Below are 15,439 nucleotides of genomic sequence, written 5' to 3' on the forward strand. Positions count from 1 at the left end.
TGTAGCTTTAAAAAGGGGGAGCTAACAGTGATATACATGGACAATGCAGCCACTTCGTGGCCAAAACCCGAAACAGTCTATACTGCGGTTCTAAATTGCATGAAAGAGTTTGGCGCCAACCCCGGCCGTTCTGGACACAAAATGGCGATAGAAGCAGGGAAAATACTGCTGCATACCCGCGAGGCGCTGTGCCGGATCTTCAATGTAGATAACCCCTTTCAGATGATATTTACCCTGAACGCCACCGAAAGCATAAATTTAGCCATAAAAGGGTGCACCAGTCCTGGTGATCACGTCATTACCACCTGCATGGAGCACAATTCTGTGGTCCGCCCCCTCAAAGAGCTTGAAAAATACAATATAAAAACAACATACGTGAAAGCCGATAGCCGGGGTCGCATCGACCCCGACGACATAAAAAAGGCTATTCGCCCCAATACGAGGCTCATCGTCACCACCCACGCATCAAATGTAACGGGAACCCTCATGCCCATAGATGAAATAGGGAAAATAGCAAAGGAACACGGCATACTTTACCTGGTGGATGCAGCGCAGACCGCCGGTATTATACCCATCGACCTTTCGAAACTGCCGGTGGACATGATGGCCATGCCCGGACACAAAGGGTTACTTGGTCCTCAAGGAACTGGAGTGCTGTATATAGCCCCCCATGTCAAATTAAAACCCCTAAAGGAAGGAGGCACTGGAAGCCAATCCGAAAACCTTTATCAGCCCGAATTTCTCCCAGACCGGTATGAATCGGGTACGCAAAACACCCCCGGAATTGCCGGCCTGGGAGCAGGGGTGAACTACATATTGCAACAAGGCCAAAATAAGCTACTTGCCCATATCATCAAGCTTGAAAAGTTCTTTTTAGAGGCTGCCTCCAATATTTCCGGCATAAAGATATACGGTCCCATAAACATGGATGAACGAATCGGAGCTATTTCAATCAATATAAAGGACTTTGACTCGACATATATAGCTAACCTGTTAGACAAAAAATATGACATTGCAACCCGAGGCGCCATTCATTGCGCTCCCCTTGCCCATCAGACCATAGGCACATTAAAGCAGGGAACTGTACGCTTCAGCCCTGGCATATTCAATACCCTGGATGAGGTTAAAGAATGCATCAAAGCCTTAGAACAGCTCAGCCGCCTTAAGTGATGCGAACCTGCCATGTAATTTATTGTCAATACAAAAGAAAACCCTTACAGGTCAATACCTGTAAGGTTTTTTGTTTATTGGCCAAGTATGCTTTTGACATCCACCAGCCCTTTCCCCTGTGCGTATATATTCCTATCTATGCTCCTCGCATACCTCATAATCAAATTCTTTACATCATCCGGCGTGTAGTCAGGGTATGCCTCAAATATAAGAGCAGCAATGCCGGCCACTATAGGTGCTGCCACCGAAGTCCCTGACATAGTGGTATACGCCTTCTCCAATGAATAGAGCTTACCACCACCGGTATAGTCGCGGTCGGTGTTTAAAGATACCACATTTACACCCGGCGCCACCACATCAGGTTTGGGTATATTGCCATAAGCCGGTCCCCGGCTCGAAAACTCTGCTACCACATCATCGCTTATATCAACGGTTCGCTTATCGTCAACAGCCCCTACCGTCACAATGCTGGGGCTTATACCGGGAGTGGTGATGGTCCCCCTCTTAGGGCCAGAATTGCCTGCAGCAGCTGTCACAAAGATGCCCTGCTTCCAGAGCTGGTTGACTGCCGCTACAAGCGGGTCATTTTTGATAGCCCCAGACGGCTTTGAACCGAGGGACAGGCACACCACCCTTATATTATATTCCTTATGGTGGTCAGCCACCCATTGCATGCCAGCCACTATTCTGGATGCGTTGCCTTCCCCCTCCCTGTTCATTACTTTAACGGCAACTATGTTAGCCTCGGGAGCTACTCCTGCATATTTTCCTCCCGATGAATAGCCATTTCCAGCCGCCACCCCTGCTACAAAAGTCCCATGTCCGTTATCATCATAAGGGTCCTTACGGTCATTTACAAAGTCCTTAAAGGCTATGATCCTGTTTCTAGGCCTTATAAGGTCAGGGTGGGGATAAACGCCTGTATCAAGCACAGCAATTCCAATGCCTTTCCCGGTATATCCCTTTAAATTTACATCCCTAGCCCCCACTTCTTGTGTGGCTATATTTAAAAGAGAGGTTATATCAATATCATCAGAAACATATCTTATGGCTTCTACCTCTGCAATTCTCTCCAGCATGGACCGCGGAATCTCCACAGCATAAGCATTGATGAGAGGAAACTCGTACACTATGTTTACTCCCATCCTTTGCAGGCATTCCTTGCAAATAACCTCCTGTTCCTCTTTGAAAAACACGATGGCTGACAACATGCCATCTGCACTCAAGGCCTGAACCTTTTTTATAAGCCTCCGGTCAATCTTCCCTTCAATTTTGTTTATCTTTTCCAAAAAAGGAACCAATAATATTCCAAACAATACATTCAAAGCCTTTGCCCCCCTTCACTTGCATCTGGTATATCTTATGTATACCTTATGCAAGTTGTTAAAGGGGTCCAGTGAAAATCTCCAGCCTAGCGGCTTTGTAGTTCCTTAAGCAACCTTTCCAGCTTTTTTCGCTGCTGCGGCTCCAGCACCGGCATAATGGCTTTTATCATACCCACGGCTTTTTCCTGGGTAATACCTCCTTTACCCGATTTGATCATGGTAACCATCTCCCGTATCAACTCATCCTCCGATTTCCCCTGCATGCTTTGAACCACCTGCAGCAATTTTCTCATATCCTGGTTTCCTGTGCTCATCAATAACACCACCTCTAAATTTGATATTGTTCTAATACATAATTATTCAAAACCACTTGTTTTGCTACTAAAGCCAATGCACACTTTACATCAATCAGCATATTATAAGTAGAGAAAGTATTAGGGATGGTGAGCAATTCATGATACAGGGTGAACTGAAAGGCAGCTTCAAAGGTGCCAACGTGTTGTTTTTCTTTATGATATTGACGCTACTATGGGACGTACGTTTTGAAATAAACCACCTGTTTTTCTTCTTTATATTTCTGGTATTAACATCCGTGACATAATATCGCTAGAGAGCAAGGAGGAATTCTATGGATAAAAAATACCCTTTAACACCATCATACCCAGGGCAAACAAACCGCAAGATGGAGTACCAACACGTTAAACCCTCCCACGAGCAACCATCTGCCCAGGGTAACCCATCCACCCAAGTCAAGCCATCACCGCCTGCAGCGATAAATTCAGCCATCGTCAATGTGCCTACTACCTCCACAAAAATTCACGGTTTCCTGACGCGTCCCATAAATCCGCTGCCGCTGTTTTTTCTGTTTATCCTCATCAAAATACTGGCTTTAGAACTACATAACAGCACTAAAAGCACGGTCTCCATCAACAATTTACGAAAATTCATTAGCCAGGCAGTGTATAATCCGGAAACCATAAACATGCTTATGGCGGTAAGCCCTTATCTGGATGTGCCCGAGCAAGAGGGGATATATACCATTGTAGGCGTACTTGAAGCCCTCCAAATACTTAAAGGGCTCCGAGAGGGAAGCTACCAGGCTCAGCGCATGCAGCAGATACCCGTCCTGAGGTTGGAAAACGAAAACAAGACCTTGGGAATCATTAAAACGCTGAAGGATTACTTGCCCGAAACCACCCGTCCTACCATCGACAGAGCTATACAGCTTCACGAGTCCATTGAAAAGCTTTCAAATAATCTAAAAATATATAGAAACAACCTGAAAATAGCGGGAAAACGTAACCCCAACCCCATAGAGGACCTGGGCGAAATCATAAAGGTAATAAAACCCATCATTCCTGAAGAACAGCAAAGGAGACTTGAAAAATTCCAAAAACTCATCCAGGTTGCCCAAATAATGGACCTGGACGAAATGCTGAAAAACAGGGAAGTAAATATCAGCGAAAAAGAGGTCGACAAAAACCTACCAAAAAAACACCGTGAAATAGAAAAAAACAGCATTACACCCAGTACCACCGATCAACTCAAGGATAAGAGCAAATACCATGAACATGAAAAGGCAGGCAGCAATGATGCCTACCAAACCGCATCCACCGATGAGCAAACCCAATTACTCGAAATGTTGCTCAGGCTGATGCAGCTTTTCAAGCAGACTTCCTCTACTGAAAATGAACAATGAAAAAGGGCCTTTCTTTTAAGGCCCTTACTCTTGTTTATCTTTAAGTACGCTTCAAAGCCCCTTCTAGTATAGGCAATATTATCAATGCCAGGATGCCGCCTATCGAGGCGGTGACCAGCTGCGGCCAGCTAAACTTCAAAGATAGCAGTTCTTTGGCCTGCGGCGGAGTATTGGGCATAAACAGCGGTATTGCCACATGTACCACCGTTATGTATAAAACCAGGAATTTGCTCAAAGCCCCTGCCGCCATGGCTACATACCTGTTCTTCCCATAAAGGAGCGCTACCAAACTGACAATGACAGCATTGCCCAGAGCTACAAATGGGACCAATACCGGGTTTGGGAGAACACCTTGCAAAAAAGCTATAACCGGCGTCAAAACTGCAACTATGAATCCCCCCTCAATTCCCACAATCACCGCTGCGACAATCAAGCAAAGGTTCACCAGCGATCCAACCACATATTGGTCCACCAGAGCAGGCATAGGCATAACCAGCCTCAAGGACTGGAAAAGCACCGCTAAAGCCAATAGGATGGCTGTCCTGCTGATGAAATGGGTGGTTTTTTTTATAACAATCCCTCCCCATCAATCGTAAAATTTTTTTGAAGTCAAAGCGGTTTTAACCATAACCCCTTTTAAATTGCCAAGCTTTCCAGTAAATGCGCCTATATCATCCGTCGTCCCTTCCACTATAAGGGCGATTACAGATATTCCCCTTTCCCTGTAAGGAATACCCATCCTCCCCACTATGATATGCGAATATTCCCTTATGTAGTCATTAACCTGCTCGCCAGATTCCCTGTAATCATCCACCACTATTCCGATTACGCCAATCCTTTTCTCCATAACATCTACCTCCAAGGTTGACTTCCTTAACATATATCACCCTTGCGTTTGCTCAACGTTTGCCTTTTGCTCACAAAGTTCACGGGCAACCCTCTTCATAAAAATTATACATCATCCTTACAAGCCTTTACAACAAGAACCGTCACGTCATCCAGCATCTGCCTGTCCCCCAGAAGCGCATGGTATGCATCGATGATTTCATCGCATATCTCCTGGGCCGAGGCATTCTTCAGCCCTTTTACAAACTCTACTAATTTATCCTGAGAGAACAATTCGGGCTCAGCAGGGTCAATCTCTATCAGGCCATCGGTATAGAATACAAGGCTGTCCCCCGGTTCCAAATATACCGTTCTGCTCTTGTAAGATGGTTTAAAATAGGGGGCAAACTTACATATAGGAAACCCCTCGGCCTGCAAAACCTCAACCTGCCCATCAGATCTGATAATAAGCGGATTGGTGTTCATGCCAGCCGAAGCATAGGTAAACTTTCGGTTGATGACATTGTATATGCCGTAAAGCATCACCACATACACCTCGTCGGGAAACGGCATCTCGTTATAGGTATGGTAACAGTTCATCAACACACCCCTGGGGGTAAACACCTTCTGGCGTCCATCATCATACTCCTTTTTAAAATTTATGTTTTGATTTATAAACACGTTGATCATGGCCGCAGACACTCCGTGTCCCGCCACATCCCCTATAAGAATGCCTATCCTCTCATCATCCAATTTGAAAATGTTGTAAAAATCGCCACCCACCTTCTCACACGGCATATACCTGGCCGCAAATTCCACTCCCTTTACGTTAGGAAAGGTGGTAGGTAAAAGCGCTAAAAGGATGTTTCGGGCATACTCCAAATTTTTCATCAAGCTCTGGTTGGCTGCTGTGATTTCGGCAGTCCTTTGCGTTACCAGCTGTTCCAGATTGTTTACATAAACGCTCAACTGGCTTTCAGCTGCCCTCAATTCCTGGTAAGGCTTCTGCACGTTTTGCACAAATAAAGCCCTGAACAGGAGATAATAAGCTACGATTTTATACATGTGTCCTAGAAAATTGTAGGTGTCATACACATTGGTGTATCGCGTGAATGCTAACTCACTAAAGATGCTAAAAATCAACCCTTTTACGATGAGTATATACCCTTTATCCTCACAATCTCTTTTCAAATATGCCCTCAAAAATAAAATAGCTGTCACCAGTTGAATGAGTATTATCAAATACTCAAGGTATATCTTAAGGGGCGTCAAACCCTTCCCTTCTATGAACAAAGTCGGCAGATAGTCAAGGTAATAATTTACAATGATAAGCCAAAAAATCGAATAAGCTATAGTTGGAAAAACCCATAATCCCTCGAAGCTTCTCACCTTTCTATCACAGGGTACCAAATTGGACATCAGCATCCCGCATGCCATGGTAAGGCGTGCCAGTATCCAAAATGTCGTAGCCTTTTCAGCCGAAGACTTGGTCAAAAATGTCGGCATTCCTTTATAGGAAAGGGTATGGAACAGGTCAAGCAGGGACACTGCCAGAAAAGTACAGGCAATAACCATCGACCTTAAACGGTTTGATTCCTCAAACGTGTAAAAGGTAACCGCAAACACGGCAAACGCCATCACAATGCTGGAAAGCTCCAAAAAAATATGCCACGTTAAAAAAAAATCCGACGAAAAAATATGGTATAAAAGGTGGTCACAGCGAGCAAGCAATATAAACAACAGCACCGAAACTGCAATTATGTAAACTATACCGCGGAGATCTTTTTTTAACTTCAAAGCCAACCTATCCATAATATTTATAAATTCCCCCAAACCATGCTTAAAGTGCCATTCAATCGGTCAATTCAAAATTTCGACGCCTTGTGCTCTGCACCGTCCACATCCTGCAAATATTGCCATTTTAAAAATTATATTTTTATTATACTCGTCATTTAACACAAAGTCCATATTGCTTTATTACATTTTATATGTACTACAAGTATATTTGCTTATCGGTCTTACCCTCTAGCTTGCCTATACCATATCCCAAGGAAAAGCTCTGCATCATGCTTCCTGCAATGATGAGAACCAGCACTTCTCTGCTATCCTTATCCAGACCCACATCGGCAGTCTTTATGAACTCGCGCACCTTATCCTTGGCTAGGTCCAGTATAGCCTGACGCGTACCGCTATACTGCTTATCCAATTTCTTGTTTCCTTCTTTGGTGTACTCCCTCAACATCTCGTCAACTTTCATACCACACAAAACCCCTCTTACTTTTATCGTAGTATTTTCCTCTTCTCAATATTTCCCCAATTTTCCGGTTTTATACCACAAAACACGTCCTTCTTTACAAGGCGATACAATAAAGAAAGCCTGCGGAAAAGCAGCATTCTGCAGGCTCCGATGCACCTTGAGGATAGGGCTTTAAATTAGCAAGCTCACTTGGAAGCAAACACATAATTTTGGCCATTGTTGTTATCCCAATGGTCAGCCGAGTCCTTAAAAGCCACATTCAGGTTACCCTTGCTGGTTATGGCAAATTGGCTCTCAAACTTGTGAGGGCCCACTTTTCTCATCTCAATAAGCGAGACATCTGACCACTTGTTATTGGGCCCGTAACCTATGCAAGCAAAAACTCTGTCAGCGCCATGCTGAGCTAGTATTCCTTCGTATGTCAAATTAACCACTTTACCTTTTTCAACAACCTCAGGATTGCAATAAACCCCATACTGTGCATACTTTCCACCGTTCATCGGTTCACCTACCTCCTTTAAAACCATCGGTTATAGTGTGCTGCAAATTTTAAAAAATATATCTGGATATTTTTTCTTCTGTAATTTTTTATGAAGTAGATTTGAGGTCGGCGTAACCGAATGAGTACATTCACATCGAAAATGTCTCTGCTTAAATTAAAAAATGCCAGGTTAACTGGCGGTTCAGTCTTCGAAATTGCTGGTTATAAGTTTGGTAATACCACACAAAGCTTCTGCTTCGTCAGGCCCCACCACCTGGACCTTGAACTTACATCCCTTATTGATCCCCAGCGCGAGTATGGACAGCAGGCTTTTCCCATTGCCTATTTTCCCATCTTTTATGACAAAAACATCTGATTTATAGCTATTCGCAACCTTTGTAAACTTAGCAGCAGGCCGGGCATGAAGGCCTATTTCGTTTTCAACGACAAAATCCCTCTCCAACATTTTGCTCTCTCTTCCCCATTCCCCTCTAACGTTATCACGAAAAAATAAAAAAATATTCACTTGTTCTATATTGTACTGCAATTTGACATAAAATACAATGCTGATGTTCACAGAAAATTTAAAACTTGTATTTTAACGACTCACTTTTTCTAAATCTGCAATATTTTAGTAAACACACAGCGGTTGAAACCGTACCCATAGTATGATATTATTTTGATAACCGTGAACATTCACAGTTTTGAAGCAAAAGCAACCTTAAGTCAAATCGATGATGAGGAGGTATACATAGCGTGGATATACAGGATAAGATGGACAAGATAGTAGCTCTATGTAAAAACAGAGGCTTTATCTACCCCGGTTCAGAGATATACGGCGGACTGGCCAACACCTGGGATTACGGCCCTCTGGGAGTGGAGCTTAAAAACAACATCAAAAGAGCCTGGTGGAAAAAATTCATTCAGGAAAGTCCTTACAACGTTGGCGTGGATACAGCCATCATCATGAACCCCCGTACCTGGCTGGCTTCTGGCCATTTAGAGAGGTTTAACGATCCATTGATGGACTGTAAGGAATGTAAAGCCCGTTTTCGTGCCGACAAATTGATTGAAGATTACATGGCAGCCCAAGGTATACCCAATCCCTCGGTGGCCGGATGGGGCGACCAGCAGATGGAGAGCTACATACGCGAACATCAAATTCCCTGCCCTGAATGCGGTAAACACAATTTCACTTCAATACGGTACTTTAACCTGATGTTCAAGACCTTTCAGGGCGTCACTGAAGATTCAAAATCAGAACTGTATTTAAGGCCTGAAACGGCACAGGGCATATTCGTCAACTTTAAGAACGTCCTTAGGACATCTCGCAAAAAGATTCCATTCGGCATCGGTCAAATAGGCAAGGCCTTTCGCAACGAAATTACCCCCGGCAACTTTATATTCCGAACCAGGGAATTTGAACAGATGGAGCTAGAATTTTTCTGTAAACCCGGTGAAGACATGCAATGGTTTCAGTACTGGAAGGATTTTTGTAGAAAATGGCTCATAGACCTAGGGATGAAAGAAGAAGACATCCGCTTCAGGGATCATACACCGGAGGAGCTGTCCCATTACAGTACAGCCACCACCGATATAGAATACAAGTTCCCCTTCGGTTGGGGGGAAGTATGGGGAATAGCCAACAGAACCGATTTTGACCTAAAACAGCATGCAAAATATTCGGGCGAAAATTTCAATTACTTAGATCCCATAACAAATGAACAGTATATTCCCTACTGTATAGAGCCTTCGGTAGGCGTTGACCGCATAATGCTGGCCTTCCTGTGTAACGCCTACGATGAGGAACAATTAGAAGACGGAGATTTGAGGACGGTACTAAGGCTACATCCCGCCCTGGCTCCCTTCAAAGCAGCGGTGCTGCCCCTGGTAAAGAAACTACGTGACCCGGCACAACAGCTGTATCATGAACTACTCAAGAAGTTCATGGTAGATTACGATGAGACCGGTAGCATCGGCAGGCGTTACAGGCGTCAGGATGAGATCGGAACCCCATTCTGCATCACCGTGGATTTCGATACGCTGGAAGATAACACCGTTACAATCCGAGACAGGGATTCCATGGAGCAAATAAGAATCAAGGTGGATGAGGTAGAAGATTATTTAGAGGAGAAGACACAATTTTAAAAGGCCACTTCAAAAGCCGAGCAATAGCTCGGCTTTTTTGTTAAAACCCTTTGCATTTTTATTCATTTTAGTGTATAATTATAAACATAAATCCAGAAGGAGGTCAAAAGATGGATATACAGGAAATAATAGCCCTTGATAAAAAGTATTACATGAATACTTTTGGGGACCGATTACCGGTAGCATTTGAATACGGACAGCAATCTACTTTGTACGATAAAGAAGGAAAAGCATATATCGACTTTGTTGCTGGGATAGCTGTAAACGTGCTAGGCTATGGACATCCTGCTCTTGTAGAGGCAATTATTTCCCAGGCAAAGAAATTGATCCACTGTTCAAACCTGTTTTACATCGAAGCCCAGGCCCAGCTGGCAAAGTTATTGGTAGAAAACAGCTGCGGTGACAGAGTGTTTTTTGCAAACAGCGGAGCCGAAGCCAATGAAGGAGCAATCAAACTAGCCAGAAAATACTTTTGGGACAAGGGCGTGAATAAATATGAAATAATAACGGCCATAAATTCTTTTCACGGACGAACTCTGGCTACCCTTGCTGCTACAGGTCAGGAAAAATATCAGAGGCCCTTTGTGCCCATGCCACCGGGCTTTAAAAGCATACCCTACAACGATCTGGAAGCACTAAAAAGTGCCATTACCGATACCACGTGCGCCATCATGCTAGAGCTGATACAGGGTGAAGGTGGAGTCATAGAGGCCACTTATGAATATGTAAAGGGCGTAGAACAGCTGTGCAAGGAAAAGGGCATTTTACTCATACTCGACGAGGTTCAAACTGGAATGGGAAGAACCGGTAAGCTGTTTGCATATCAGCACTTTGGCATACAACCCGACATCATCACGCTTGCAAAGGGGCTGGGGGGCGGCGTGCCGATAGGAGCCATAATAGCCAAAGAAAGCGCGGCATCGGCCTTTGAGCCGGGGAGCCACGGCTCAACCTTTGGCGGCAATCCTCTTGCTTGCGCAGCAGCCACAGCCGTGATTACCACCCTCCTAAACGAAGGATTAATTGATAGATGTGCCCAGCTGGGAGAGTACTTTAAACAAAGGCTTCTATACCTAAAAGATAAATACCCCTTTATAAAAGACGTGAGAGGAAAAGGACTTATGCTGGGCATGGAGCTTGACCCGTCTATCCCCGGCAAAGAGATAGTAAAAGAAGCGCTAAACCATGGATACATAATAAACTGCGCCGGGCACAACACCTTGAGGTTTGTACCTCCCTTGGTGATCACCCAGCAAGAGATTGACGGCCTGATAGATGCCCTAGAGCAAATATTCACAAATACTTATAGATAAAACAGTCTAAACAAGATGACAAATCAAGCTAAAAATGGTTGCCTTTGTAAAAGACAAAAAGTAATTCCGCAATAAAACAACAATACCGGTTAACAGAAAAACTGCAAAAGGAGTGAAATGACGTGATAGACCTGTATAACTACAAACCGCAAAAACCTTTTTCGCAAAAGCACCTTATAACCCTGCAGGATTACAGCCAGGATGAAATATACCAGGTATTGAGTACCGCTTTTGACCTTAAGAAAAAGCTGAAGGCAAATATCCCTCATCCTTATCTTAAAGGTAAAACTTTGGGCATGATATTCACCAAGTCCTCCACCCGAACCAGGGTTTCGTTCGAGGTAGGCATTTACCAACTTGGGGGATATGGCCTTTTTTTAAACGCTAACGACATTCAGCTTGGCCGAGGCGAAACCATAAGCGACACCGCCAGGGTACTGTCCCGTTACCTTGATGGTATAATGATAAGAACCTTCAAACAGGAAGACGTAGAGGAACTTGCCAAATATAGCTCTATACCTGTCATAAACGGACTTACAGACCTTTTGCATCCTTGTCAAATACTGGCCGACCTTATGACCATATACGAGAAAAAAGGCACTTTAAGCGGCCTCAAGCTGGCCTTTATAGGAGACGGGAATAACGTAGCTCATTCCCTGCTTATCGGTTGCACCAAAGTCGGGATGCACATATCAATAGCTTCTCCCCAGGGTTATGAACCAAAAGAGAAAATCGTCAAAATGGCAAAGGAAAATGCAAAGGCCACAGGAGCCAAAGTATTGATAACCAATGACCCGGTGGAAGCCATAAAGGATGCAGATGTGGTATATACCGATGTATGGGCCAGCATGGGGCAGGAACACGAGTCTGAAACTCGTGTAAGAGTATTTGGCCCATACCAGGTAAACAGGGAGCTGTTTTCCCACGCTAAAAGCGATGCAATCTTCCTGCACTGCTTGCCAGCCCATCGCGGTCAAGAAGTAACCGATGATATCATAGACGGTCCACAATCGGCAGTATTTGACGAAGCTGAAAACCGATTGCATGTTCACAAAGCAATTATGCTGCTCCTGATGGGAGATAGGCAATATTAACAAAGACTTCGATTTTCCATGTGAAAAGGAGACGAGTGAAGATGGATCTGGTGATAAAGAAAGCATGTGAACAGGACGTCTTTGCAATACACGAGATCGTACAAGAAGCATTCAAAGAATACGCGAGGGAACTAGGCCTTCCCGATAAAGTAGCAGCACTTAAGGAAACCCCTCACACCATATTGGAAGAAATGCGGAAAAAGACCATATTGATAGCTTTCCTTGACGGTCAACCTGTGGGCACTATCCGCCTAGAGGTTCTGCCTCCAGGCAGAGTGGGTTATATCAGCCGTTTTGGCGTACGTCCGCAGGTACAAAATTGCGGTGTAGGAAAAGCCCTCATCAAAGCAGTAGAAGAAGAAGCCAGGAAGTTAGGATTGCGCGTGCTTACACTTCACACCGCTTCAAAAATGACATCACTCATACGCTTCTATTACGGAATGGGGTTCTATATCCATTCCACGTCCACCGATCGCGGCTATATCCGTGCGCTTTTGTGCAAAGAGCTGGAGCAGTGCGACAGTGCGAATTTAGAAGCGGATTTAAATGCAGCCTATGCCAAATGAGAATGAGGTCTAAAGCGCTGAATAAATTTTACCATGAAAAATAATAATGCCTCGTAGGCAGCAAGGTAACATATATTACCAATGTACAATCGAACCCCAATCCAGCTTGCGGGCTTGTTTAAACCTTTCCTTCTCCTTGCGGCTAACAGCTATATTTACAATCCCTTCAGGGGTACACATTCTTAAAGAGATGTGCCCCTTTTTTATTTGCGGGTGTCTTACTACTATACCTTTTATATCTGATCCAGGGACGCGTGACAAACACACAAAGGAAAACTTTTCATCTTCATATGAGAGAATGCCCCCTTTAACCTGCCTGTGCAACCGGCTACGATTAAGCCTCTGTGAAAAATGGCACCAGTCGTCCTCAGCAACAGGGCAGGATTTGCCGTGGGGACAGGGAGCTGCAATGCTAGCTCCCTCTACCAGGAGTCGCTGTCGCACTTGTTTTATCAATGAAAATCCAGCCGGAGTTCCCGGCTCAATGAAAACCAAAAGAGAGCCTGTTTTCTCCCACAGCCTTAACGCAAACGATCCTATGCTCTGCTGAGGCAACTCGTTGAGTACATATGAGGCTATAACCACATCATGCTGAGGAACGTCCCACTCGCCCATCACATCAGCCTTTATCCATTCTGCCTGCCTTATAGAGGGCAATTTAGCATATTTAACCAATTCTTTGCCGATATCCATCATCTTTTGATCTCGCTCAATGAGGGTTATGTGATTAAGCTCTGGCCATACCATAGTGGCAGCCCACATGGTAGTCCCCGGCCCGGCCCCTACATCCAAAAGCGTCTTGGGCTTTAAGTCAGGTAGCCGTTCCCTTGCCTGTGACAGGGCAAAATATGCAGCAGCAAATGTAGCAGGCATCCTGAAGGCCACATAAGCAAGCGCTTCTTCGTAAGTACCAATATAAGCATTAGTCCCTCCATTCAATATCCTACGGCTGCGATAATCTTCAGAAAGGCTAGTCACAACAGCCGAAAGCTTTTTGGCGGATATAAAGGCAAGCTGCTCCTCTATTGCAGTAGCCAGCTCAAATGGTAGTTGCATACACCAATCTCCTTCTTCGCTACACTTTTATAGTTTTCCACTTGCCTGAATTAAACCTCAAAACCACTAGAAACGACCTTAGAAACTGGTCTGCCATCAATGCAATCCAGGCACCTACAAGGCCCCATCCCAGCACATGGATGGTAAACATGGCCAACCCTGGCCGCACCAACAATACGGTTATGAATATAATCCAGGCTATAGCCCGGGTATCTCCCGCACCTCGAAGTGCACCTGACAGAATAAGTTGGGAAGATTGGAAAGGTTGCATGATAGCCACAAATTTAAGTATGTTAGCCCCATCTTCTATAACAGTTTCATCGTCAGTGTACAATTTCACTATCTCTTCGCCAAACAGGATAAATATCGCTGCAAGTACCAGGGAAACAATCATCCCCATACGCCTTGTATATCTGCTGTAGGCCTGGGCCATGTCAGGCCGCCTTCTCCCTAGGCTTTGCCCCATCAGCGAAGTGGCAGATACGCCGAAGGCTTGACCATTCATAAACGACATGGATTGAATATTCATACACACGTTGTGGGTAGCAAAAGCCACCGTCCCCAAAGACGCAACCGTTATCGAATAGGCTATCATCCCCACTCTCATAACCAGCTGCTCAACCACCGCAGGCATACCAATGTTGAATATGCTTTTTATTATATCCCATTTGGGCCGGAAATCATCCTTTAAGCTAATACTGAGATACCGGTTAGCTCCAAGGATAGAAAGTGCGGCCAGCACAAAGGCCACACACTGCCCAATGACGGTGGCGATAGACGCACCCGCTACTTCCAGCCTGGGAAAACCAAAATGCCCGTATATCAGCATATAGTTAAATATCACGTTGACTACATTGGCCGTTAAATTATAAATCATAGCTGTCCTTGAATCACCTATACCCCTGAGAGCCGCCGTGATAGTACTGGTTAGAGCCAAAACCACAAACCCCACCATCTGAATCTTCAAATAAATAGTACCACCGGCCAAAGTCTGCTCATCGGCTGCTCCCATAAATCGCACCATAGGCTCAGCAAATACAAATCCTATAATCGAAGAAACCGCAGATAACACAAACGTGAGCAGCAATGCCTGACGTAAAACCATATTTGCTTTAAGCTGATCCCCCTCGCCTTTATACCGCGCCACCAAAGCAGTAGCCCCCACATTCATGGCCATGAACATGGTCATAAGCAAAAACTTGGGTTGATTTGTAAGCCCCACAGCCGCAATAGCCCACGGTCCCAACTGGCCCACCATCATCATGTCTACCATGGATACAAGCTGCGTAAGAATAAACTCCAAAAAGGCCGGCCACGCTATCCTTATAATGTCCCTATATAACATCCTTGAAGTTATACCAGGTGGGAGCTGTTTTGTAACGCGTTCGGGTTGTTGGCAGCTTTCCAGGTCCCCCGGTTCCACCAATTCAAGAGCCAAACGTACCGGCTGGCCAGGTTCATGGCTACGATGTTTGAGCATCAAATTTTCCAGCCTAACATTCATT

At 44.7% G+C, this 15,439-nt stretch carries 16 protein-coding genes; 6 read left to right on the forward strand and 10 right to left on the reverse strand.

The window, feature by feature from the left end; all coding sequences use genetic code 11:
• Positions 1-27 precede the first annotated feature (27 nt).
• On the forward strand, positions 28-1,170 hold the full coding sequence (locus JOD02_RS04910; protein ID WP_204487512.1) for an aminotransferase class V-fold PLP-dependent enzyme: 1,143 nt from the start codon (positions 28-30) through the stop codon (positions 1,168-1,170).
• A 74-nt stretch (positions 1,171-1,244) separates the two neighbouring features.
• On the opposite strand, the gene JOD02_RS04915 is transcribed toward JOD02_RS04910, so the two are convergent.
• Together JOD02_RS04915 and JOD02_RS04920 are read right to left on the reverse strand one after the other, a co-directional pair.
• Positions 1,245-2,495: a S8 family peptidase gene (locus JOD02_RS04915; RefSeq protein ID WP_204487514.1), complete on the reverse strand. Its 1,251-nt coding sequence runs from the start codon at positions 2,493-2,495 to the stop codon at positions 1,245-1,247.
• Between the two features lie 86 nt (positions 2,496-2,581).
• On the reverse strand, positions 2,582-2,809 hold the full coding sequence (locus JOD02_RS04920; protein ID WP_204487516.1) for a hypothetical protein: 228 nt from the start codon (positions 2,807-2,809) through the stop codon (positions 2,582-2,584).
• A gap of 314 nt (positions 2,810-3,123) precedes the next feature.
• Between JOD02_RS04920 and JOD02_RS04925 the strand changes: the two genes are divergently transcribed.
• Positions 3,124-4,194 (forward strand): hypothetical protein, encoded by a 1,071-nt coding sequence (locus JOD02_RS04925; protein WP_204487518.1) that lies wholly within the window; start codon positions 3,124-3,126, stop codon positions 4,192-4,194.
• A 40-nt stretch (positions 4,195-4,234) separates the two neighbouring features.
• On the opposite strand, the gene JOD02_RS04930 is transcribed toward JOD02_RS04925, so the two are convergent.
• From JOD02_RS04930 to JOD02_RS04955, 6 genes are all read right to left on the reverse strand, one after another.
• Positions 4,235-4,771: an ECF transporter S component gene (locus JOD02_RS04930; protein ID WP_341534545.1), complete on the reverse strand. Its 537-nt coding sequence runs from the start codon at positions 4,769-4,771 to the stop codon at positions 4,235-4,237.
• Between the two features lie 9 nt (positions 4,772-4,780).
• Entirely contained in the window at positions 4,781-5,041 is a 261-nt protein-coding gene (locus tag JOD02_RS04935; protein WP_204487522.1) for a TM1266 family iron-only hydrogenase system putative regulator, read from the reverse strand.
• A 104-nt stretch (positions 5,042-5,145) separates the two neighbouring features.
• On the reverse strand, positions 5,146-6,831 hold the full coding sequence (locus JOD02_RS04940) for an MASE3 domain-containing protein (protein ID WP_204487524.1): 1,686 nt from the start codon (positions 6,829-6,831) through the stop codon (positions 5,146-5,148).
• A 181-nt stretch (positions 6,832-7,012) separates the two neighbouring features.
• Positions 7,013-7,276 carry a hypothetical protein gene (locus tag JOD02_RS04945; protein WP_204487525.1) on the reverse strand — a complete coding sequence of 88 codons (264 nt, stop codon included), beginning with the start codon at positions 7,274-7,276 and terminating at the stop codon, positions 7,013-7,015.
• 185 nt (positions 7,277-7,461) lie between these two features.
• On the reverse strand, positions 7,462-7,776 hold the full coding sequence (locus JOD02_RS04950) for a carbohydrate-binding protein (protein WP_204487527.1): 315 nt from the start codon (positions 7,774-7,776) through the stop codon (positions 7,462-7,464).
• Positions 7,777-7,959: 183 nt separating this feature from the next.
• Positions 7,960-8,223 (reverse strand): HPr family phosphocarrier protein, encoded by a 264-nt coding sequence (locus JOD02_RS04955; RefSeq protein ID WP_204487529.1) that lies wholly within the window; start codon positions 8,221-8,223, stop codon positions 7,960-7,962.
• A 308-nt stretch (positions 8,224-8,531) separates the two neighbouring features.
• Between JOD02_RS04955 and JOD02_RS04960 the strand changes: the two genes are divergently transcribed.
• The 4 genes from JOD02_RS04960 (at position 8,532) to JOD02_RS04975 (ending at position 12,878) form a co-directional block, all read left to right on the forward strand.
• A complete protein-coding gene (locus JOD02_RS04960) occupies positions 8,532-9,905 on the forward strand; it encodes a glycine--tRNA ligase (protein ID WP_204487923.1) in 1,374 nt (457 codons plus the stop codon).
• 110 nt (positions 9,906-10,015) lie between these two features.
• The gene (locus JOD02_RS04965) at positions 10,016-11,218 is read left to right on the forward strand and encodes an acetylornithine transaminase (RefSeq protein WP_204487531.1); all 1,203 of its coding nucleotides are present in this window, start codon (positions 10,016-10,018) and stop codon (positions 11,216-11,218) included.
• A gap of 122 nt (positions 11,219-11,340) precedes the next feature.
• The gene (gene argF / locus JOD02_RS04970) at positions 11,341-12,312 is read left to right on the forward strand and encodes an ornithine carbamoyltransferase (protein ID WP_341534534.1); all 972 of its coding nucleotides are present in this window, start codon (positions 11,341-11,343) and stop codon (positions 12,310-12,312) included.
• A 41-nt stretch (positions 12,313-12,353) separates the two neighbouring features.
• On the forward strand, positions 12,354-12,878 hold the full coding sequence (locus tag JOD02_RS04975; protein WP_204487533.1) for a GNAT family N-acetyltransferase: 525 nt from the start codon (positions 12,354-12,356) through the stop codon (positions 12,876-12,878).
• A 75-nt stretch (positions 12,879-12,953) separates the two neighbouring features.
• Here the strand turns inward: JOD02_RS04975 and JOD02_RS04980 are convergent, their stop codons facing one another.
• Positions 12,954-13,934, reverse strand: coding sequence for a small ribosomal subunit Rsm22 family protein (locus tag JOD02_RS04980; protein WP_204487534.1), 981 nt, complete (start codon positions 13,932-13,934; stop codon positions 12,954-12,956).
• Positions 13,935-13,953: 19 nt separating this feature from the next.
• Entirely contained in the window at positions 13,954-15,438 is a 1,485-nt protein-coding gene (locus JOD02_RS04985; protein ID WP_243426358.1) for an MATE family efflux transporter, read from the reverse strand.
• Between the last annotated feature and the right edge of the window lies 1 nt (position 15,439).

It is taken from the genome of Caldicoprobacter guelmensis (genome assembly GCF_016908415.1).
Classification (GTDB): Bacteria; Bacillota; Clostridia; order Caldicoprobacterales; family Caldicoprobacteraceae; genus Caldicoprobacter; species Caldicoprobacter guelmensis.

Excerpts from the sequence above, each read along its gene's own strand:
- JOD02_RS04920 (WP_204487516.1), bottom strand. The coding sequence starts at position 2,809 with ATGAGCACAGGAAACCAGGATATGAGAAAATTGCTGCAGGTGGTTCAA.
- JOD02_RS04925 (WP_204487518.1), top strand. The coding sequence starts at position 3,124 with ATGGATAAAAAATACCCTTTAACACCATCATACCCAGGGCAAACAAAC.
- JOD02_RS04935 (WP_204487522.1), bottom strand. The coding sequence starts at position 5,041 with ATGGAGAAAAGGATTGGCGTAATCGGAATAGTGGTGGATGATTACAGG.
- JOD02_RS04940 (WP_204487524.1), bottom strand. The coding sequence starts at position 6,831 with ATGGATAGGTTGGCTTTGAAGTTAAAAAAAGATCTCCGCGGTATAGTT.
- JOD02_RS04945 (WP_204487525.1), bottom strand. The coding sequence starts at position 7,276 with ATGAAAGTTGACGAGATGTTGAGGGAGTACACCAAAGAAGGAAACAAG.
- JOD02_RS04950 (WP_204487527.1), bottom strand. The coding sequence starts at position 7,776 with ATGAACGGTGGAAAGTATGCACAGTATGGGGTTTATTGCAATCCTGAG.
- JOD02_RS04955 (WP_204487529.1), bottom strand. The coding sequence starts at position 8,223 with ATGTTGGAGAGGGATTTTGTCGTTGAAAACGAAATAGGCCTTCATGCC.
- JOD02_RS04960 (WP_204487923.1), top strand. The coding sequence starts at position 8,532 with ATGGACAAGATAGTAGCTCTATGTAAAAACAGAGGCTTTATCTACCCC.
- JOD02_RS04965 (WP_204487531.1), top strand. The coding sequence starts at position 10,016 with ATGGATATACAGGAAATAATAGCCCTTGATAAAAAGTATTACATGAAT.
- JOD02_RS04975 (WP_204487533.1), top strand. The coding sequence starts at position 12,354 with ATGGATCTGGTGATAAAGAAAGCATGTGAACAGGACGTCTTTGCAATA.
- JOD02_RS04980 (WP_204487534.1), bottom strand. The coding sequence starts at position 13,934 with ATGCAACTACCATTTGAGCTGGCTACTGCAATAGAGGAGCAGCTTGCC.
- JOD02_RS04985 (WP_243426358.1), bottom strand. The coding sequence starts at position 15,438 with ATGAATGTTAGGCTGGAAAATTTGATGCTCAAACATCGTAGCCATGAA.